The organism is Longispora fulva (genome assembly GCF_015751905.1).
In the GTDB taxonomy this organism is placed as follows: domain Bacteria; phylum Actinomycetota; class Actinomycetes; order Mycobacteriales; family Micromonosporaceae; genus Longispora; species Longispora fulva.
Genome location: NZ_JADOUF010000001.1, coordinates 3944837 through 3964064, shown reverse-complemented (window position 1 = coordinate 3964064; position 19228 = coordinate 3944837). Strand labels below are relative to the sequence as shown.

The following is a 19228-nucleotide window of genomic DNA, read 5'->3' as shown; positions in this document are numbered from 1 at the left end:
ACGTCACGCACGATGTCTGGGCTCAGAACTGGAAGTACAGGAACGGGCTGAACGTGCCGGCCGCCACCAGGATCGCGGCGGCGGGTGCCGCCACGACGCTGTAGGCCAGGCGCGCGGCCCCGGCGAGTCGGGTGCGGCTGTCCTCGAGGAACCGCCCCATCGTGAAGCGCGCGGGGATGAACACCACGAGCAGCCCGAACGCCAGGAGGATCAGCGCCTGGTTGCGGATCCCCGCGTCGATCAGGACGGCGGACGTGCCGGTGAACCGGGGTACCGCCATGATCTTCAGGATGCCCAACCCGTGCGGGAGGCTGTCGGCGCGGAACAGGACCCATCCGACGATCACCGCGAGCAGGGTCAGGATCCGGCGGGGCGCCACCCAGCGGGTGGCGTCGATCCTGGCGAGCCCGGTCAGCCGCTCCAGGGCCAGCATGCCGCCGTGGAACAGCCCCCAGACCAGGAACGTCCACTGGGCGCCGTGCCAGAAGCCCGTGAGCACGAACACGGTGAACAGGTTGCGGTAGGTCGCCATCGACGAGCCGCGGTTGCCGCCCAGGGGGATGTAGACGTAGTCGCGGAACCACCGGGACAGGGACATGTGCCAGCGGCGCCAGAAGTCGGTGATCGACAGCGCGGCGTACGGCCGGTTGAAGTTCTCCGGCAGCGTGAAGCCGAACATCGCGGCGAGGCCGATGGCCATGTCCGAGTATCCGGAGAAGTCGAAGTAGATCTGGATCGTGTAGGCCAGGGCCCCGATCCACGCGGTCCGCCAGTCGAGCTGGTCCACGGGCGCGCCGAACACCGCGTTGGCGATCGGCGCGATCGAGTCGGCGATGATCACCTTTTTGGCCAGACCGAGCGCGAACCGGGGGAAGCCGTCGGCGAAGTCCCGCAGCCGCTGTCCCGCCCTGGACTGGGCGAGCTGCTCGGAGATTTCGTGGTATCGCACGATAGGTCCGGCGATGAGCTGCGGGAACATCGCGATATAGGTGACGAACTGGACGGGGTTGCGCTGTGCCGGTCGGGAGCCACGGTAGACGTCCACGACATAGCTGAGGTGGTGGAAGGTGAAGAACGAGATCCCGATCGGCAGCAGGATGTGCAGGATCGGGACGTCGGGGAAGAGGTGGTGCAGTTGGGTGCTGCCGAAGCCGGCGTACTTCCAGATCACCAGGATCGACAGGTCCGCGCCCACCGTGGCGACCAGGAGCGCCGACCGCAGGCGTCGCCGGGCCTTGAGCCATCCGCCGTCGATGGCCAGGCCGGAGGCGAAGTTGAGCACCATGCACCCGAGGAGCAGCAGGACGAAACTGCCGGCTCCCCATGCGTAGAACAGCAGGCTGGCCACGGCGATGACCCAGTTGCGCGCCCGGGCCGGTAGCAGCCAGTACGCCCCCAGGACGGCTGGCATGAAATACCAGAGGAACATCGGGGAAGCGAACGACATCGCGGTGCGGCTCCTTGGCGCGAGGGCATGCTGACGCATGATGGGTCCCCGGTCCCGAGAGACTAGCGAATGACCACCTTCAGGCAAAATCCGGGTGACCGCACCTTCACTCCGGGTCGGCGAGTGGTTCGCTCAGCCCGGCGAGAAGTGCCTTGAGCAGGGCGGACAGCTGGCCCAGCTCGTCAGGGGCGAGCGCCCCGAGCAGGCTCTGTTCGTGGGTGAGCAGGTCGTCCACCGACCGGTCCAGCAGCGCGTGCCCGGCGGCCGTCAGGGTCACCAGGACCGAGCGCCCGTCAGGCCCGCCCTTCTCCCGGCGTACCAGCCCGTCGGTCTCGGCCCGGGCGACGCGCTGCGAGATGGCCCCCGCGCTGACCAGCGACAACCGGGCCAGTTCACCCGGGGGCAGCCGGTAGGGGGTCCCCGACCGGCGCAGGGTGCTCAGCAGGTCGAGGGTCGCGGCGTCGATGCCGAGCCGGGTCAGGGTCCTGCGGCGCTCGTCGGACAGGATCTTGCCGATCCGCCAGACCCGGGTGATCACGCCGATGGACTCGACCGGGGTGCCCGGGCGTTCGCGGGCCCAGGCGGACTGGATCAGGTCGACGGCATCGTCCATGGCGCGCTCCTCGTGTTAACGTGCTCCCCGGATACTAGTTTAGGCCTAAAGGAGTTTGGCATGCGGACAGTTGTCGTCACCGGGGGCGCGACCGGGATCGGGTACGCCGTGGCGGAGTCCTTCACCCGAGCCGGCGACCACGTGGTGATCACCGGCCGGCGGGAGTCCGCGCTGCGCGAGGCCGCCGACCGGCTCGGGGCCACGGCCGTGCCGTTCGACGCCGCCGACCCGGCCGCCGTCGCCGCGGCGCTGGCCGACCTGCCCGCCACGGTCGACGTCCTGGTCAACAACGCCGGCGGCAACACGGACTTCGACCGGCCGGACGACGGGGACGACCTGGCGGCCCTCGCCGCCAACTGGCGGGCCAACCTCGACGCCAACCTGCTGTCGGCCGTCCTGGTCACCACGGCGCTGACCCCCCGCCTCGCCGACGACGCGCGGATCGTCACGATCGGCTCGATCGCCGCCCGGCTGGGCGCCAACTCCTACGGCGCGGCCAAGGCGGCGGTCGAGGCCTGGACGGCGTCCCTGGCGACCCAGCTCGGCCCGCGCGGCATCACCGCGAACGTGGTCTCCCCGGGCCTGATCGTCGCCACCGAGTTCTTCCGCGACCGGCTCACCGACGACGGGGTCGCCCAGCGGGTCGCGGCCACCCGCAACGGCCGGCCGGGCACCACCGCGGACGTGGCCGCGACTGTGGACTTCCTCGCCTCGCCGGCCGCCGGGCACCTCACGGGCCAGGTCGTGCACGTCAACGGCGGGGCCTATCTGGGTCGGTAGCGATGATTGTGGGCGGTGGTATGGATCATGTAGTGTCATGTGTGCCGGTGCCGGACATATCGAGGAGGTGGGAACCCATGACCGTTAGTCCAGGCCGGGTGCTCTCCTCGTACGGCCGCGCGGTCCTCCTGACGTAGTCGACCGAGAGAGCCCCCGTCGGTACCCCCCGAAAGGTTCTCTCATGTCACTCGCACTGTCGCATCTCTCCGCGTCCGCCATCGTCGCCCGGCTCCGGGCCGTCGGCTGTGTCTTCGCCGAGGACGAGGCCGACCTGCTCCTGTCCGCCGGGGCGTCCCCGGTCGAGCTCGCCGCCATGGTGGACCGCCGGGTCGCCGGACTACCCCTCGAACACGTCCTGGGCTGGGCCGAGTTCTGCGGCCTGCGCATCGCCGTGGATCCCGGGGTGTTCGTCCCCCGTCGCCGCACCATGTTCCTGGCCCGGGAGGCCACGGACCTGGCCCGCGAGGCCGCGGACGCCACCGCCGCCCGCCCCGTCGTCGTCGACCTCTGCTGCGGCTCGGGCGCGGTCGGCGCCGCCCTGGTCACAGCCCTGCCCGGCGTCGAACTGCACGCCGCGGACATCGAGCCGGACGCGGTCCGCTGCGCCCGCCGCAACCTCGGCCCCTCCGGCGAGGTCCACGAGGGCGACCTGTACGCGGCCCTGCCCGCCACGCTGCGCGGCAGGATCGACGTGCTGGTCTGCAACGCCCCGTACGTGCCCACCGACGAGATCGGGTTCCTGCCGCCGGAGGCCCGGCTGCACGAGCCGCACGTGACCCTCGACGGCGGCTCGGACGGGCTCGACGTGCAGCGCCGGGTCGCCGCCGGGGCGGTGGAGTGGCTGGCCCCGGGCGGTCACCTGCTGGTCGAGACGAGCGAGGACCAGGCGCCCCGGACCCTCGACGTGTTCACCGCCGCAGGACTGGTGTCGCGGATCGCGACGTCCGAGGAGCTGTACGCCACGGTCGTGATCGGCACCCGCCCGAGGACGTAGGGCCTGTGCGCGCCGGCCAGCGCCGCCGCCCCGGACCGTGGGGCCCCGCCGGCGCCGTTGGCCGGCACGATCACACCCTCAGACGGGTACGGAGGTCCCCGACCCGGCCCCCGTCGGCGGCTCCCGGTCCCGGCCGGGCGCCGGCTCGGCGAGGACGGCGTCGAGCATCGCCGCCCACTGCCGCAGCAGCCTGCTCCGCCGCGACCGGTCGTCGCTGAGCAGGTTCGCCAGCCCGAAGCCGCGCACCAGGTCCAATGTCGCCCCGACGGCGTCGCGGATCTCGGCCCGGGTGTCGTCGACCCCGAGCAGTTCCAGGGCCAGCCGGTACCCTTCCCGCCCCAGCCGGTCCTCCAGCGGCATCACCACGGCGTGCAACTGCGGGTCGGTCCGCGCCGCGACCCACAGCTCCACGGCGGCCTCGAACAGCGGCCCCGTGTACAGCTCGGCGAGCAGCTCCAGCACCGCCAGGGTCCGTCGCCCGTCCCGGGGCAGGGTGTCGGCGGTGCGCAGCAGCTCCTCGGTGCGCGCGACGGCCACGTGCTCGACGGCGGCGACGACGAGTTCGGCCCGGGTCGGGTAGTGGTGCAGCTGCGCGCCGCGGGACACGCCGGCGCGTTCGGACACCGCGGTGGTGGTGGTGCCCGACCAGCCCAGCTCGACCAGGCACTCGGCGGTGGCCCGCATGAGCCGCAACCGGGTGGTCCGGCTCCGTTCCTGCTCCCGCCTGCCCGTCATCCCCCCGACACTAGTGGATCGTGCGGACCGCCTCGGAGATCGCGCGGTGGAACGTCGGGTACGCGTAGATCATGCTGCGCAGCGTGTCCAACGGCACCTCGGCGTGCACGGCCACGGCGAGCCCGGCGAGCACCTCGCCCCCGTCGGGTCCGGCGGAGGTGGCCCCGACCAGCACGCCCCGGTCGGTGTCCACGACGAGCTTGATGAACCCCTCGTCGCCGACGCCGTGGATCCAGCCCCGGGTGGAGGAGCCCAGCGGGGTGTGTCCGACGCCGACGGCCAGCCCCTTCTCGCGGGCCTGGTGCTCGGTGAGCCCGACCGCCCCGATCTCCGGGTCGGTGAACGTCACCCGGGGCAGCGCCTTGTAGTCGGCCGCCGGCCCGCCCTGGCCGAGGATGTCGCGGACGGCGATGTCGGCCTGGTACATCGCGATGTGGGTGAACGCGTCCCGCCCGGTGACGTCGCCGACGGCCCACAGGCCCTCGCCGGCCCGCATCCACTCGTCCACCTCGAGGGCGCGGGCACCCGGGTCCAGGCCCAGAGTGTCGAGCCCGAGGCCGGCGAGGTCGACCCTGCGGCCGGTGGCGACCAGGACCCGTTCCGACGTGATCTCGGTGCCGTCGTCGAGGAACACGGTCGTGCCGTCCACCTTCACGGCCCGCCGGCCGAGGTGCACGGTCACACCGTCCCCGGCGAGCGCCCGCTGGGCGACCGTCGAGGACTCGGGCTCCTCCATCGCGAGCAGCCGGTCGCCGGCCTCGACGACGGTGACGGCGACGCCGAACCGGGCGAACACCTGGGCGAGTTCCAGGCCGATCGCGCCACCGCCGAGCACCGTCAACGAGCCGGGCAGCTCGGCGGCCTCGATGGCGTCGCGGTTGGTCCAGTAGGGGCTGTCGGCCAGGCCGGGGATCGGCGGGATGACGGGGGTGGTGCCGGTGGCGATGATGACGCCGCGGCCCGCCTCGTACACGTCGGAGCCGACCTGGACCCGGCCGGGGCCGATCAGCCGGGCGTGCCCGCGCAGGAACGTGCCGCCCTTGCCGGTGAACCGGTCGACGGCGACCTGGTCGTTCCAGTTGTCGGTGGCCTCGTCGCGGATCCGGGCGTGCACCGGGGCCCAGTCGGGGCGCACCGCGGCCTGCCCGGCGTACGTCGGCACCCTGCGGGCCTCGGCGAGGGCGTTGCCGGCCCGGATCATCATCTTGCTGGGGATGCAGCCGTAGTACGGGCACTCGCCGCCGACCAGGCGACCCTCGACGCCCAGCACGTCCAGCCCCGCCTCCGCCAGCCGGCCGGCCACTTCCTCGCCGCCGACGCCCAGTCCGATCACGATGATGTCCATCCGACCAGTGTGCCGTGCCGCTCCACCCGGCACGGTCCACACGCGGTCAGTTGGTCAGTCGGTCGGTGCCGTACTTCTTCACCAGCGCGTCGTTGGCCTTGAGGTCCAGGTCGCCGTAGAAGCGCACGGAGTCGCGGATGGCCTCGCGGGCGATCGAGCTGCCCGGCCCGTTGAGCTGGTACTCGAACGGCTTGCCCGGCTGCGCGATCCGCTGCGCGAGCGGCACGTCGTGGAACCCGAGCCGGATGATGTAGTAGGAGTTGCCGCCGCCCTTGGGCACCTCGACGTAGTCCTGCTGCGGGTGGCCGAAGGTGACGGTGTTCTGGAAGCTGTGGTCACCGGAGCCGGACGGCGCGACGAACGTGATCACGGCGCAGTCGATGTGGAACGCGGTGTTCGACCGGTTGGTGAACACGAGTGCGGTCTGGCCCCACCAGATGTCGCCGCTGGTCCGCACGCTGAGCGTGAGCGGCAGGTTGCTGGTGAACTTCGTGGTGGCCGGTTCGGACAGGATCGGGTTCGGTCCGGAGATGGGGTGGCTGGTCCCGTTGGCGCACCGTTCGAGGGGCTTGTCGTACTCCGAGGGAGCTCCGGTCGGCTGGACCTGCGTGAACGTGTCCGGGCCGCCGGTGACCGTGCTCGTCGTGCCGGGTCCGACCGCCGTGGTCGCGGTGGCGGTGTGACCGGTGACGCCGAGCCCGAGCAGGAACAGGGCGCCGGCCAGGAGGCCGACGACCCATCCGTGTCTGATGAGCTTCTGCATGAGGGGTCCTCCATCAAGTGACCTTTAGGAAACTTTACTAAAGGTGCATCGACGGTAACCAATGCGAAGCGCCTTTGTCTACAGTGCTACGCCGGCTCCCGCGTTCTCGCCCCTGCGGACCACGAGCGCCACGACCGCCCCGACCAGGGCCACGATCGCCCCCACGGTCAGCGTGGTGTGGAATCCGTCCATGAAGGCCAGGTGCGCGCCGTTCGTGACGGCCCGGGCGAGGTCCGCCGGCGTCCCCGGCGGCACCGGGGCCACCCCCTGTGCGACGTACTGCTCCGCGGCCTGGAACTGCGGCGCCACCTGGGCCGGCACCCCCGACTCGGTCAGGCGGGGGACGAGGACGTCCCCGACCCGGCTGGCGATGATCGTGCTGAACACCGTCGTGCCGAGCACCCCGCCGAGTTGCGCGCCGGTCTGCTGCAGGCCGCCGGCCACCCCGGCGAGCTCGACCGGGGCGTTGCCGACGATCGCCTCGGTGCCGGCGACGATGACCAGGCCGAAGCCCAGCCCGAGCAGCACGAACCAGGGCCACAGAGTCACGTACTCCGCGTCGACCTCCGCCCGCGACAGTCCGAACAATGCCACGGCCGTGAGTCCCATCCCGGCGACCAGCGGCAGGCGCGGCCCGAACCTCGCGGTCAGCGCACCCGCCGCCGGCGCGGAGAACATGAACGTGGCGGTCAGCGGCAGCAGTCGGACGCCGGCCTCGACCGGTCCCATGCCGTGCACCTGCTGCAGGTAGAGGGTGAGGAAGAAGAACGCGCCGAACAGGGAGAAGAACGCCAGGGTGACCAGCGCGGTGCCGGCCGACAGTGAGACGTTGCGGAACAGGCTCAGCGGCAGCAGCGGGTGCCGGGTCAGGGACTCCCGGACGACGAACCCGGCGAGCAGGACGAGCGCGCCGATCAGGAAGCCGAGCGGCAGGGCGTCGCCGAAGCCGTGCTCCTGCGCCTTGATCAGGCCCCAGACCAGGGAGAACAGCGCGCCGGACAGCAGGACGACCCCGGGCAGGTCGAAGGAGCCGGCCGCGCCCGGGTCCTTGGACTCGCGGATCACGAACCAGCCGAGGACGACGGCGGCGACGGCGAGCGGCGCGTTGAGGAAGAAGACGCTCTGCCAGTCGACGTTCTCGACGAGCAGGCCGGCGACGATCGGGCCGCTGGCGATGGACAGCGCCGACGTGCCGCCCCAGATGCCGATGGCCATGTTGAGCTTCTCGGCCGGGAACGCGTTGCGCAGGATCGCGAGGCTCGCCGGCTGGAGCAGCGCCCCGGCGAGGCCCTGGATCACCCGCCAGAAGATCACCATGCCGATGCTGCCGGAGAACCCGATCGCCACCGAGGCGACCGCGAACCCGACGACGCCGAGCAGGAAGAGCTTCTTGCGGCCGAACCGGTCGGCGAGCCGGCCGGCGATGATCAGGGAGACGGCGAGAGCGAGCAGGTAGCCGTTGGTGACCCACTGCAGGCCGGACAGGCCGGCGCCGAGGTCGCGGGCGATGGCGGGGTTGGCGATGGCGACGACGGTCGCGTCGAGACCGACCATCGCGATGCCGATCGCGACGGCGGCGAGGGTGAGCCAGGGGTTGCGGCTGCCGCGTCGGGCGGCCTCGGGGGCCGGGGCGTCGAGCGTGAGTGTCATACCCGGTAATTTGTCAGCCACTGACATCTGCCGTCAACCGACAAAGGCGAAGCTGTGACATTAGTCATCGGCTGACCATGGGATACACTTCGGGCCATGGAGACGGCGAGCCTGCGCGAGCGCAAGAAGCAGCGCACCAGGGAGGCGCTGGTCGACGCCGCGTTCGACCTGTTCCAGCGCAAGGGCTACGAGGCGGCGACGGTCGACGAGATCGCTGACTCCGTCGAGGTCTCCGCCCGCACCTTCTTCCGGTACTTCGAGAGCAAGGACGACCTCCTCCTCTCCATCCAGGAGCAGCAGTTCGCGCTGCTCTTCGACCTGATCCGCGCCCGCCCGGCGCACGAGGCCGTCCTCGACGTCGTCCGGCACGCCGCGGTCGAGGTGGTCCGCGCCGCCGAGCGGGGCACCCACGGCTTCGACCCGGAGAAGGTCTCGTGCATGCAGGCCCTGATGGCCGCCAGTCCGGCCCTGGCCGCCCGGTGCCGGGCCGTCAGCGCGGTGCGCACCGACGAGTTGGCCGGGTGCCTGGCCGCGCGGATGGGCGTGCTGGCCGACGACCGCCGGGCGTACCTGGTGGCGTCGATGGCGATCACGGCGATCCAGGTCGCGATGACCTGGCACGAGGCGGACCGCGGCCGGCCGCTGTCGGACAACCTCGACGAGGCGTTCGAGCTGCTCGCGGCGGGGATCAACTACCCGGCCGCTAAATAGTTTGGCCCCAAATCTTTCGGGGGCTAATCTTTTGGCATGCCATTGCCACCCCATCTCGCCCGCAGCCTGGACGGCGCGCCCCTGCGCCGGCTGGTCGCGATCGCGGGCAGCGCCGTCGGCCGCAACTGGGCCGCGGCACTCAGTGACCTGGAGGGCCTGACCCCGGCCGGGGCCTCCGTCCTGCTCCTCCTCGCCCGGCACGGCGACCGGGTCGCCAGCCGCGACCTCGCCGAACTGAGCTGGATCAAGCCGGCCACCCTCACCGGGGTGGTCGACACCCTGGAGAAGTCCGCCCTCGTCGCCCGCGAGCGCGACGAGGGCGACCGCCGGGTCGTCTTCATCTCCCTCACCGAGCCGGGCCGGGCCAGGGTCGGCCAGATCATGCCCCGGTTGAGCACCGTGTTCCCGCCGAGCGCCGTCGAGGCCGACCCGGCCAAGGAGGCGGTGGTCCGGGAGTACCTGATGGAGCTGATCTCTCTGACTTGCGAGGAGGTCGAGCTCGATGGCTGACGCCACGGTTGTCGTCGAGGACCTGGTCAAGCGGTACCCGAAAAAGGAGGTCAACGCCGTCGACGGCCTCAGTTTCGAGGTCCGCCGGGGTGAGATCTTCGGCCTGCTCGGCCCGAACGGGGCCGGCAAGTCCACCACGATCGGCGTGCTCACCACCCGGGTCCGGGCCACCGGCGGCACCGCCAGCGTCGGCGGCGTCGACGTGATCGCCAACCCGGTGTTGGCCCGCACGAAACTCGCCGTCGTGCCCCAGCGCGGCAACCTCGACCGCTCGCTGACCCCCCGGCAGAACCTGGTCTTCCACGCCGCCTACCACGGGGTGCCCCGGGCCGAGCGGCGCGAGCGGGCCGCGACGCTGCTCGGCGAGTTCGGGCTGGCCGACCGGGCCGACGACAAGGTCGAGCAGTACTCCGGGGGCATGGTGCAGCGGGTCATGATCGCCCGCGCGCTGATGCACGAGCCGGAGGTGCTGTTCCTCGACGAACCGACCGCCGGCCTGGACCCGCAGTCCCGGCTCTTCCTCTGGGACCGGGTCCGCGACCTGCGCGACCGGGGCACCACGATCGTGCTGACCACGCACGACATGGACGAGGCCGCCGAGATGAGCGACCGGGTCGGCATCATCGACCACGGCAGCCTGCTCGCCCTGGACACCCCGGCGGCGCTCACCCACAGCCTGTCCGGACAGTCGATCCTGGAGCTCACGGTCACCCGCGACGATCCGGCGCTGATCGGTCTCGTCGCCGACCTCGACGGCGTGGACCGGGTCGAGAAGGTCAAGGACTCCAGACTCCGGTTGTACCTGACCAGACCCGGCCCCGACCTGCTCGCCCCCGTCGCCACCCTGCTCGGCGCGCACGACGCCGGCCTGTCCGACGTGCACCTCGGCGAACCCAGCCTCGAGGACGTCTTCATCAACCTGACCGGAAGGGGGCTGCGGTGACCCGCAAGGCGTTCCTCGCCATCCTGTGGCGGGACCTGTTCGTCACGGGCAAGGAGTTCTGGGTCTTCCTGCTCCAGGTGGCCCTGCAACCCCTGTTCATGCTCTTCGTGTTCGCCAAGGTCCTCGGCAGCGCCGGCTACGTGTCCGCCGGCTTCGGCCGGCTGCTGCTGCCCGGCATGGTGGCGCTGACGGCGTTCCTCACCGCGTTGCAGAGCGTGGCGTTCCCGCTGGTCATGGAGTTCTCGTTCACCAGGGAGATCGAGGACCGGCTGCTCGCCCCGCTGCCGATCGGGCTCGTCGCGGTGGAGAAGCTGTGCATGGCCGTCATCCGGTCGATCGTCGCCGCCGTGCTGATGTTCCCGATCGGCGCGCTGGTCCTCGGCCACGCCCCGTGGCGGACCGCCGGCCTGCCGCTGCTGGTCGGGGCCCTGCTGCTCGGCGGCTGGGTCGGCGGGGCGCTCGGCATGAACGTGGGCACCTGGATGCCGCCGAACCGGATCAGCGTCGGGTTCGCCGTGATCCTCACCCCGCTGATGTTCACAGGCGCGACGCAGTACCCGTGGAAGTCGCTGCACGCGCTGCCGTGGTTCCAGTGGGTGACGGCGGCGAACCCGCTGACCTACCTGTCCGAGGGGGTCCGCGCCGCGCTCGTTCCCGACGTGCCGCACCTGCCGCCGTGGCTGTGCCTGACGGCGCTGACCGTGGCGGGGGCTGTCCTCACGGCGACCGGCCTGAAGGGCTTCTACCGCCGCGCGCTGGACTGACCTGACTACCTCGATGATCACGGTTTACGGCCGAGATGTGTAGACAGACCGCACATCCCGGCCGCAAGCAGTGATACACCCAGGGCCGGGCCCTTTTTCCCCGACGAGAGGGGCTGATGGAACCCGGGTCAGGCCCCACCGTAACCGGAAAAGGTTTTCAGCCGCGCAGCAGGAGGAGCACCGCCGCCGCCGACCAGCTGAAGTTTGGCACGCCCTGGCGGGCACCGGTCAACGGGTGGTAGTTCTCGTGCAGCGGCGCGTCCCCGGCCAGCCCGTCGGCGTGCGCGAACAGCCGCTCCGTCAGCGCCCCGGCCTCCCCGGAGAACCCGGCCCGCCGCAGCCCCTCCACGGCGAACGCCACCTGGTCCAGCCACACCGGCCCCCGCCACCGCCGGTCCGGGGCGAACGACGCGCTGTCGGCCGACACAGTCGGGCACGGCACCGGGGTGCCGAACCGGCCCGGGTCCAGCAGCGCCGCGCGCACCGCCACGGTCTGCGGCAGGGTGGCGATGCCGGCCCACAGCGGGATGACGCCCTCGATGCCCTTGCCCCGCCCGACGAGGGGCTCGCCGTCGACGGTGTCGTAGAACCAGCCGGTCGCCGGGTCGTACATCCGGTCGCGGACATAGCCGGCCACGTGCTTCGACGGGAACGTGTCCGCGGAGCCCACCGCACGGGCGATCAGCGTGAGATGGTCCTTCTCGGCGGCCAGGTACGCGTTCAGGCACACCGACTGCTGCTCGAGCGTGAACCCGGCCCGCGCGGGCAGCACGGTCACGTCGTCGAACCGGGGCGCGTTGTCCATCCCGGACTCCCAGGTGGCGGCCTCGGCGACGGCCTTGTCGGTGTCGTTGGCCGGGTCGAGGGTGGCCCCGTACGCGCAGACGCCGGATCCGAGCCGGTCGCGGGCGTCGTACCACCAGCGGTGGTAGGCGACCAGGCGCGGGTAGAGCCGGCGGAGGAACGCCAGGTCGCGGCCGGCGTGGTAGACCTGCCACACCGCCCACGCCGCCAGGGGCGGCTTGGTGTTGCGCTCGTTCCAGTTCGCGCCGTCGCGGTTGTAGAACACCGCGTCGGGCACCATGCCGTCGTCGCGCTGGTGGTCGAACACGGACTCGATCACGGAGGCGGCCAGCGCCGGGTCGAACGTGGCCACCCCGGCGGCGTGCTTCCACGAGTCCCAGGACCAGAAGCCGTTGTGCGCGGCGGAACTCAGGGAGGGGGTGACGCCGTCGCGGCGCAGCGCCCCGGCCGGGCTGCGCCAGTTGGTGACGAGCGTGCTGACGGCCTTGGCGGCCAGGCGGCGGCGGTCGGGGGCGACGCCGTCGAGGGCCCGGGCGAGGTAGCGGGCCCAGCGGGCGTCGGGGGGCTCGGCGCGCACCGCCGCGAGCCGGTCGCGTTCGGCGGCGGTGAACGTGTAGCTCTCCTGCCAGGTCAGCCGGGCCTCGCCGGTCACGACCAACGGGGCGACCCGGTCGGTGCGGTAGCTGTCGCCCGTGACGACGCTGATCACCGGTGCGTCGTGGGTGACCTCGAACCGCGCGTCGGCCGTGGACAGGAACGCCTGCCGGTCGCGGACCTCCCGGAACACGGCCTCGACCCCGGTGGCCGTGGCGCGCAGGGTCGGCGCGTACCCGTGCGGGAGCAGCGCGCCGGTCCAGGACACGGCCAGCCGCCGCGCGCCGTCACCGTCGTGCCGGACCCGGGCCTCGACCGTGGCACCGCGATGCGACGTGTACCACAGGCCCAGCGTCACCGTCAGCCCCGCCCCGACGCACACCTGCCGCAGCCGTCCCGGGAGCGCGTCGGCGCTCTCCAGCACCAGGTCGACCGGCTCGCCGGTGTCCAGGTCGGTCAGCCCCAGGCGGCTGAACACCGTCGCCAGCCACCAGGGGTACTCCTCGGCCACGTACAACGGGCCGGTGAAGCCGCCGGCGTGCCCGGCGTCGGGCAGCGCGTACCCGTGCCACGCGCCCAGGTCGGCGAACACCGTCAGCGGGTTGTGGTCGGCGGGCCGGGCGCGTTCGGGCACCCCGACGAGGTCCAGCACGTTGGCGAACTCGTCCACCGCGCCCCCCGTACATTTATCGCCGATCATGAACGAACGTAAAATATCATTCGGGTTCGGTTAGCTCTTCCGTGGACGGAGCCCCGCGAGATGGACGAACACCTCGCGCCTGCCGGTCGCGTCCCCGCGGCTGTCCAGCACGTACACCTCGGCCCACCCCCAGCCGCCCACGGAGGAGTGTCGGTCCGTCATCCGGATCACCCGGACGGTCAGGGCCCGCCCGGCGAACTGGGGTGAGGCGTCGCGGTCGAGAACCAGCAGGTCACCGGGCTTCGGCGTCGTCATCATACGCATCTGACGGTTTTGTCGTCCCGGTATGACGTGAATTTTCGGTACCGGTCCGGCGTCACTGTCCCCGCAGGACGAAGGTCCGCCCCGCGACCCGCAGCACCCGGGCCGCCCGGTTCCAGCGCACCGACCGCCACGGCAGCCGGGCGACCTCCCGCACGGCCAGCTCGACGGCCGCGGCCCCGGTCAGGTCACCCGACGCGGCCCGGTCCCGCGCGGCGGCCAGGCCGTCGGCGTAGGACCCGCCGGGCGGGCGGCCGGCGGCCCAGGCGGCGAACCACCGGGCCCAGCCGGCCCCGGTCCCGAGGCTCGCGGCGAGCTCCGGCCAGGCGCGGGCCGCGTCTCCGGCCCGCTTGGCGAGCAGCCCGGCCGTGGTGGCGGCGAGCAGCGCCGGGTCGAAGCCGGGCGGCGGCGGGTCCCCGGCGACCAGCGCTGCGACGAGCCGGGCCTGCCGCTCGGCGAGACCGGCCCGCTCGGGTGGTGGCTGCGCCGGTTCGGCCGGCCCGGTTGCGGGCGGCGCGGACGTCTCCGGCGACGGCCGGTCAGACACGGGGATGGCCGGACGCCGCCGCCAGCGCGTCGAGTTCGGCCCGCAACGCCACGGCTGACGGGTACCGGTCGTCGCGTTCGAGGAGCAGCCCCGGCGGCCGGTGCCGGGCGCACAGCTCGCCGACCAGCGCGAACACCTCCGGCGGCACGGGGTGCGCGTGGGTGTCGTGGTAGAGGCCGGCGTGCTCGGCGCCCCCGGCCACGTGCGCGTACGCGACCCGTTCGAGGGGGAGCGCGTCGAGCAGGGCGAGCGGGTCGGTGCCCCGGTTGCGGGCGTTGGCGTACACGTTGGCGACGTCCAGGAGCAGCAGCGCGCCGGTCGCGTCGAGCAGTTCGGTGAGGAACTGCGCCTCGGTCAGCTCGTCGTCCGGCCAGTCGAACAGCGCGGCGATCGGCTCCAGCGCGAGCGGCACCGCCAGCTCCGCCTGGGTCCGCCGGACGTTGGCCACGGTCGCGGCGAGCGCCTCCCGGCTGCGCGGCACCGGCAGCAGGTGCCCGGCCTCCACCCCACCGGCCCGGACGAACGCGACGTGCTCGCTGACCAGCGGGGCGTCGAGCAGCCGGGCGCACCGGGCGAGCCGTTCCACCCGCGCGGGGTCGACCGGCTCCGCGCCGCCGAGGGACAGTGCCACCCCGTGCGGGACCACGGCGACGCCCCGGTCACGCAGCTCGGCGAGCGGGGCGGGCATCCCCGCGCCCAGGGTCTCGGCGATCACCTCGCAGAACCGCAGCCCGGCGAGGTCGGCGACGAACCCGGCGATCTCGGGCCGCCACCCGATCCCCACCCCGGACACCCGCGCGCCAGGCCCGCCACCGGCCGCGGATCCGTCGGTCAATTCCCGCCCCCGCCGCAGCTCGACCCGGAACCGCAGCTCGACGAACTGCAACTGGACGAACTCGAACCGCACCCCGACGACGAGCCGCAGCTCGAGGAGTTGCAGCTGGACGCGTTGCAGGACGATCCCGAACCCGTGTCGGCCGACGAACAGCTCGACGACGGCGCGTTGCTGGCACTGCACGACGAGTACGGGTGCGGGCCACTGCCGCCCACGTACACCCGGCTCATGCCCAGGGCGCGGGCGTAGTCCGGGTCGGAGGCCCACCACGCGGCGGTCCCGAACAGCCCGACGCTGAGCGCGGCTCCCGCCGGCCCGTACGTCTCCCACGCCGGCCGGTTGCGCGGGTGCAGGTGACCGTTGCGCCGGGTCTGGTCGCGCAGGACCACCTTCCCGGCCACGGTGCGGTACGGGGCCCGCAGCGTCAGTACCCCGACGATCGCGAGGAGGGCGGTGCCCAGCACGAACAGCACGGTGTGCCGGGGCTCGACGGACCGCGCCGCCAACGCGACGCCACCGGCCGCCGCGCCGAGCAGCACGATCGGGCCGACCCGGGCCCCCGCGCGCTGCGACCGGCTGGTCAGCAGCCCCTGACGCTCCAGCTTCGTCCGGATCTGGTCCTGGGCCTCCCGGCCGGCCGGGGTGCGCAATGACTGCCACGGGCCCGACCCGGCGACGATGCCCTCGTGGGCGACCCGCGCGAGCCTGGGCATCCCGACGGGCAGAGTCCCGGGCGTGCCGTCGGGGGCCACGGCGCCGGCCGCGCGCAGTGCCGCGAGCGCCGCGTACTCGGCGAGCCCGGGGCCGCCCTTGAGGTACGCGACATCGATCGGGTCGATCGGCAGGTGGTGTCCGCCGCCGCCGGCGAACAGCCGCCCGCGCACGACGACGGAGACGGCGAGCAGGGCCGCTCCGGAGAGCAGGAACGCGACCACGAGTGTGTCGTCCGCCATCGAGGTCCCCCCGTGCTGGTTGCTGTGCACCCCATTGTGGGGGTTCGACGTCACAGCACGACAGTCCCTGTCGCAGACCTGATCGCACCGCCCAGGACGATGGCCGCGATCCGGTCGGTGGCCTCCCGGTCGAGCAGCACCAGGCTGCGGTAGCCCCGGGCGACCGGGGGCGGGCCGCCGTCGGCGGGGAACCGCCAGGCCCGGTCGTGCCGGCGGAACGCCCGGCCGCGGACCCGCCGGCCCCGCGCGTGCTGCCCGGCGCGCGCCACGGCCGCCGGCACGTCGAGGGCGATCAGGTGGGTCGGCCTCCCGGTGAGGAACCGCAGCAGGACGCGCCGGGTGCCGCAGTCATGCAGGACGACGCCCCGGCCGGCGCGGACCGCCCGGTACACCGCGAGGTAGTGGGTGAGGTGCACCACCGGTCGGTAGGCCGCGTACGGCACCCGGCCGCCGAGCCTGCGACGCCACCGGTTGCGGGCCTGCTCGGAGTCCAGCAGCCAGCCGCCGCCCGGGAGTGGCACCGGGCCCGTCTCGCGGCCGGTGAGGTCGAACAGCCGGCGGAGCAGGGTGGTCTTGCCCGCGCCGGGGATGCCTGCGACGACGAGCACGGCGCCGGCCGGATAGCGCAGGGTCGTGGGCTCTCCGGGCCCGCGCAGGTCGTGCGTCGTCACGGCGTCAGGTGGTTCGGCTCTGGCTGATCCGCCCCGGCTCCGGCGGGCGCGGCACGGGCAGGCACGGCTCCAGGCGGCGCGGCATGAGTTGGCACCGCTCCGGCTGGCACGGCATGAGCTGGCACAGAGCTAGCTGGCACAGCTCTAGCTGGCTCGACGGCCGGGGCGGTCGCCCAGCTCCGTGCTCCATCGGTCCGACCAGGCGGCGAGCTGGCACAGGATCGGGCCGAGCTCGCGGCCCTTCTCCGTGATCGAGTAGCCGATCGCGTCGGGGCACTGCGCGACGACGCCGATGCCTTCGAGCTCCTCGAGCCGGTCGGCGAGCAGCCGGTCGGACAGGCCGGGCACCCGGCAGCGGATGTCCTTGAACCGCGCGTGGCCGAGGTCGGTGAGCACGCCGATGATCGCCGCGGTCCATCGGCGGCCGATCAGCTCGGCCGCGAACTGGACCTGCGGGCAGTAGCCCGTGTAGGAGCCCGGTCCTGTCGCGTGAGTCACGTGCAGAATTCTATCTCCCCCTTGCACTTACCTTTGATAAGTGCTTATCTTTCGTAAGTAGCTTAACCCCTGAGCCCGGAGGCTCCAGTGTCCGTTCGCATTCTCAAGATCAACTCCAGCGCCCGGTACGCCGACGCGAGCACCCGCCGGCTCACCGAGGCCGTCGTCGCCGACCTGCTCCTGCGGCACCCCGACGCGGAGGTGATCGACCGGGACGTCGCCCAGGGCGTGCCGTTCGTCAGCGAGGGCCACATCGAGGCGGTCTACACCCCGACCGGCGAGCGGACCCCGGCCCAGCGCCAGCTGCTCTCCAGCTCGCAGCACCTGATCAGTGAGCTGAAGTCCGCCGACTACCTGGTGATCGGCGCGCCGATGTACAACTTCTCGGTCCCGGCGTCGCTCAAGGCGTACTTCGACCAGATCGCCCAGGCCGGCGTGACCTTCAGCTACTCCGAGGCCGGGCCGAAGGGCCTCGTCGACAACATCCGCGAGGCGTTCGTCGCGGTGAGCAGCAACGGCGTGCCGCTGGACTCCCCGGTGGACTTCCTCACCGGGTTCGTGCGGCACTACCTGGGCTTCCTCGGCATCCACAACGTCCGGGTGCTCGACGCCACCGGCCAGATCGCCGGCCCGCACCGCGAGCGGGAGGCACTCGAGGCCCTCGTCGCGGCCTGACCGAACCATCCTGCCGGGCGACGCCCGGTGGACCCGGAACCCCAGTCCGCCGGGCGCGAAACGTCGTCGTGGCGTCCCCCTCGGCCGGGTACGTTCCGGGGATGACGCCTGAGACCGTTCTGCCGGGGACCGCCCGGGCCCTGCTCGCCCGGCTCGCCACCGCCCAGTCCGAGGGGCGGCTGCCGTCGCTGGCGGCTGCGGTCGTCCGCGACGGGGCGACCGTGTGGACCGGGGCGCGCGGGCTGGTGGACGGGGCCGCGCCGACGGAGGGGACCCAGTACCGGATCGGGTCGATCACGAAGACCTTCGTGGCCGTACTCGTCATGCGGTCGCGCGACGAGGGCCGCCTGGACCTCAACGACCCCCTGGAGCGGCACGTCCCCGGCACGGCCGTGGGGCACGTCACGATCGGCCAGCTCCTGTCGCACACCGCCGGGCTGCGCGCCGAGCCCGACGGCGACTGGTGGGAACGCGCCCCCGGTGTCGACGTGGCCGCGCTGCTGGCCATGCTCGGTCCGGAGAGGGCGGCGTTCCGCCCCGGCCGCCGCTTTCACTACTCCAACCTCGGGTACGCCCTCCTCGGCCACCTCGTCGGCCGGCTGGGCGGGGTCGGCTGGCACGAGGCCGTGACGGCGGAGATCCTCGACCCCCTGGGCATGACGGGTACCAGCTACCTGCCCCGGCCCGGCCACGCCCGGGGCTGGGCCGTGCACCCGTGGGCGGACGTGCTGCTGCCCGAGCCGGCGCACGACAGCGGCGCGCTGGCCCCGGCCGGTCAGCTGTGGTCCACGGTGCCCGACCTGGCCCGCTGGGCGGCGTTCTTCGCCGGCGACACCGGGGGAGTCCTGTCGGCGGACACCCTCGCCGAGATGTGCGAGCCGGCCGGGGTGGACGACGGTCCGGAGTGGCGGATCGGGCACGGCCTCGGCCCGCAGCTCGCCCGGCGCGAGGGCCGCCAGCTGGCCGGGCACACCGGCTCGATGCCCGGCTTCGTCGCCACCGTGTGGGCGGACCGGGCGGCGGCCACCGGGGTCGTCCTGGCGGCGAACGCGACCAACGGCGCGCTGACCGGTCTGGACTCCGACCTGCGGGCCATCCTCGCCGAGCACGAGCCGGCCCTGCCCACCTGGTCCCCGGACCCGGCCGTCCCGCCGGAGCTACTCGCCCTGACCGGCACCTGGTACTGGGGGCCCACCCCGCACACCCTGCGACTGGCGGCCGGCGGGACGTTCGAGCTGGCCCCGGTGGGCGTGGCGGGCCGGGGCACCCGGCTGCGGCCGGACGGCGCGGGCGGCTGGACCGGCCTGGAAGGCTACTTCGCCGGCGAGACACTCACCGTGCTCCGGGCGTCGGACGGCACGCCGGACCAGCTGGACCTCGGCACGTTCCGGTTCACCCGGGAGCCCTATCCGGGGGAGAGCTGGGCCTGAAACCA

At 72.9% G+C, this 19228-nt stretch carries 21 protein-coding genes; 8 read left to right on the top strand and 13 right to left on the bottom strand.

Annotated features, from left to right (window positions below; translation table 11 throughout):
- Positions 1-22: 22 nt before the first annotated feature.
- Together IW245_RS17540 and IW245_RS17535 are read right to left on the bottom strand one after the other, a co-directional pair.
- Positions 23-1447 (bottom strand): MBOAT family O-acyltransferase, encoded by a 1425-nt coding sequence (locus IW245_RS17540; protein WP_197004255.1) that lies wholly within the window; start codon positions 1445-1447, stop codon positions 23-25.
- A 106-nt stretch (positions 1448-1553) separates the two neighbouring features.
- On the bottom strand, positions 1554-2060 hold the full coding sequence (locus tag IW245_RS17535; protein WP_197004254.1) for a MarR family winged helix-turn-helix transcriptional regulator: 507 nt from the start codon (positions 2058-2060) through the stop codon (positions 1554-1556).
- A gap of 60 nt (positions 2061-2120) precedes the next feature.
- On the opposite strand from IW245_RS17535, the gene IW245_RS17530 reads away from it, so the two are divergent.
- Positions 2121-2840 (top strand): SDR family NAD(P)-dependent oxidoreductase, encoded by a 720-nt coding sequence (locus IW245_RS17530; protein WP_197004253.1) that lies wholly within the window; start codon positions 2121-2123, stop codon positions 2838-2840.
- A gap of 181 nt (positions 2841-3021) precedes the next feature.
- On the top strand, positions 3022-3834 hold the full coding sequence (locus IW245_RS17525; protein WP_197004252.1) for a putative protein N(5)-glutamine methyltransferase: 813 nt from the start codon (positions 3022-3024) through the stop codon (positions 3832-3834).
- 78 nt (positions 3835-3912) lie between these two features.
- Here IW245_RS17525 and IW245_RS17520 read toward each other — a convergent pair whose 3' ends face one another.
- The 4 genes from IW245_RS17520 to IW245_RS17505 form a co-directional block, all read right to left on the bottom strand.
- The gene (locus IW245_RS17520; RefSeq protein WP_197004251.1) at positions 3913-4569 is read right to left on the bottom strand and encodes a TetR family transcriptional regulator; all 657 of its coding nucleotides are present in this window, start codon (positions 4567-4569) and stop codon (positions 3913-3915) included.
- A gap of 10 nt (positions 4570-4579) precedes the next feature.
- The gene (locus tag IW245_RS17515) at positions 4580-5914 is read right to left on the bottom strand and encodes a dihydrolipoyl dehydrogenase family protein (RefSeq protein ID WP_197004250.1); all 1335 of its coding nucleotides are present in this window, start codon (positions 5912-5914) and stop codon (positions 4580-4582) included.
- Between the two features lie 46 nt (positions 5915-5960).
- Positions 5961-6677 carry a hypothetical protein gene (locus tag IW245_RS17510; protein ID WP_197004249.1) on the bottom strand — a complete coding sequence of 239 codons (717 nt, stop codon included), beginning with the start codon at positions 6675-6677 and terminating at the stop codon, positions 5961-5963.
- 78 nt (positions 6678-6755) lie between these two features.
- Positions 6756-8327 (bottom strand): DHA2 family efflux MFS transporter permease subunit, encoded by a 1572-nt coding sequence (locus IW245_RS17505; RefSeq protein ID WP_231398837.1) that lies wholly within the window; start codon positions 8325-8327, stop codon positions 6756-6758.
- Between the two features lie 96 nt (positions 8328-8423).
- On the opposite strand from IW245_RS17505, the gene IW245_RS17500 reads away from it, so the two are divergent.
- Genes IW245_RS17500 through IW245_RS17485 form a run of 4 tightly spaced genes read left to right on the top strand, consistent with a single transcriptional unit; the run spans position 8424 to position 11255 of the window.
- On the top strand, positions 8424-9038 hold the full coding sequence (locus IW245_RS17500; protein ID WP_197004247.1) for a TetR/AcrR family transcriptional regulator: 615 nt from the start codon (positions 8424-8426) through the stop codon (positions 9036-9038).
- Positions 9039-9074: 36 nt separating this feature from the next.
- Entirely contained in the window at positions 9075-9548 is a 474-nt protein-coding gene (locus IW245_RS17495; RefSeq protein WP_197004246.1) for a MarR family winged helix-turn-helix transcriptional regulator, read from the top strand.
- Positions 9541-10491, top strand: coding sequence for an ABC transporter ATP-binding protein (locus tag IW245_RS17490; RefSeq protein WP_197004245.1), 951 nt, complete (start codon positions 9541-9543; stop codon positions 10489-10491). Before IW245_RS17495 ends, IW245_RS17490 begins: the two co-directional genes overlap by 8 nt.
- Entirely contained in the window at positions 10488-11255 is a 768-nt protein-coding gene (locus IW245_RS17485) for an ABC transporter permease (protein WP_197004244.1), read from the top strand. The genes IW245_RS17490 and IW245_RS17485 overlap by 4 nt, the downstream gene beginning before the upstream one ends.
- Before the next feature lie 157 nt (positions 11256-11412).
- Here IW245_RS17485 and IW245_RS17480 read toward each other — a convergent pair whose 3' ends face one another.
- From IW245_RS17480 to IW245_RS17450, 7 genes are all read right to left on the bottom strand, one after another.
- Positions 11413-13323, bottom strand: coding sequence for an MGH1-like glycoside hydrolase domain-containing protein (locus IW245_RS17480; protein WP_197004243.1), 1911 nt, complete (start codon positions 13321-13323; stop codon positions 11413-11415).
- A gap of 60 nt (positions 13324-13383) precedes the next feature.
- Positions 13384-13608, bottom strand: coding sequence for a hypothetical protein (locus IW245_RS17475; RefSeq protein ID WP_197004242.1), 225 nt, complete (start codon positions 13606-13608; stop codon positions 13384-13386).
- A gap of 61 nt (positions 13609-13669) precedes the next feature.
- The gene (locus IW245_RS17470; protein ID WP_197004241.1) at positions 13670-14161 is read right to left on the bottom strand and encodes an SCO6045 C-terminal-like domain-containing protein; all 492 of its coding nucleotides are present in this window, start codon (positions 14159-14161) and stop codon (positions 13670-13672) included.
- Entirely contained in the window at positions 14154-14954 is an 801-nt protein-coding gene (locus tag IW245_RS17465; protein ID WP_197008553.1) for an MbnB/TglH/ChrH family RiPP precursor modification enzyme, read from the bottom strand. Before IW245_RS17465 ends, IW245_RS17470 begins: the two co-directional genes overlap by 8 nt.
- 38 nt (positions 14955-14992) lie before the next feature.
- On the bottom strand, positions 14993-15949 hold the full coding sequence (locus IW245_RS17460) for a TIGR04222 domain-containing membrane protein (RefSeq protein ID WP_197004240.1): 957 nt from the start codon (positions 15947-15949) through the stop codon (positions 14993-14995).
- 50 nt (positions 15950-15999) lie between these two features.
- The gene (locus IW245_RS17455; protein WP_197004239.1) at positions 16000-16620 is read right to left on the bottom strand and encodes a P-loop NTPase family protein; all 621 of its coding nucleotides are present in this window, start codon (positions 16618-16620) and stop codon (positions 16000-16002) included.
- Positions 16621-16764: 144 nt separating this feature from the next.
- The gene (locus tag IW245_RS17450; RefSeq protein WP_197004238.1) at positions 16765-17118 is read right to left on the bottom strand and encodes a winged helix-turn-helix transcriptional regulator; all 354 of its coding nucleotides are present in this window, start codon (positions 17116-17118) and stop codon (positions 16765-16767) included.
- An 87-nt stretch (positions 17119-17205) separates the two neighbouring features.
- On the opposite strand from IW245_RS17450, the gene IW245_RS17445 reads away from it, so the two are divergent.
- Together IW245_RS17445 and IW245_RS17440 are read left to right on the top strand one after the other, a co-directional pair.
- Positions 17206-17793, top strand: coding sequence for an FMN-dependent NADH-azoreductase (locus tag IW245_RS17445; RefSeq protein ID WP_197004237.1), 588 nt, complete (start codon positions 17206-17208; stop codon positions 17791-17793).
- Between the two features lie 101 nt (positions 17794-17894).
- The gene (locus IW245_RS17440) at positions 17895-19223 is read left to right on the top strand and encodes a serine hydrolase domain-containing protein (protein WP_197004236.1); all 1329 of its coding nucleotides are present in this window, start codon (positions 17895-17897) and stop codon (positions 19221-19223) included.
- Positions 19224-19228: the final 5 nt, after the last annotated feature.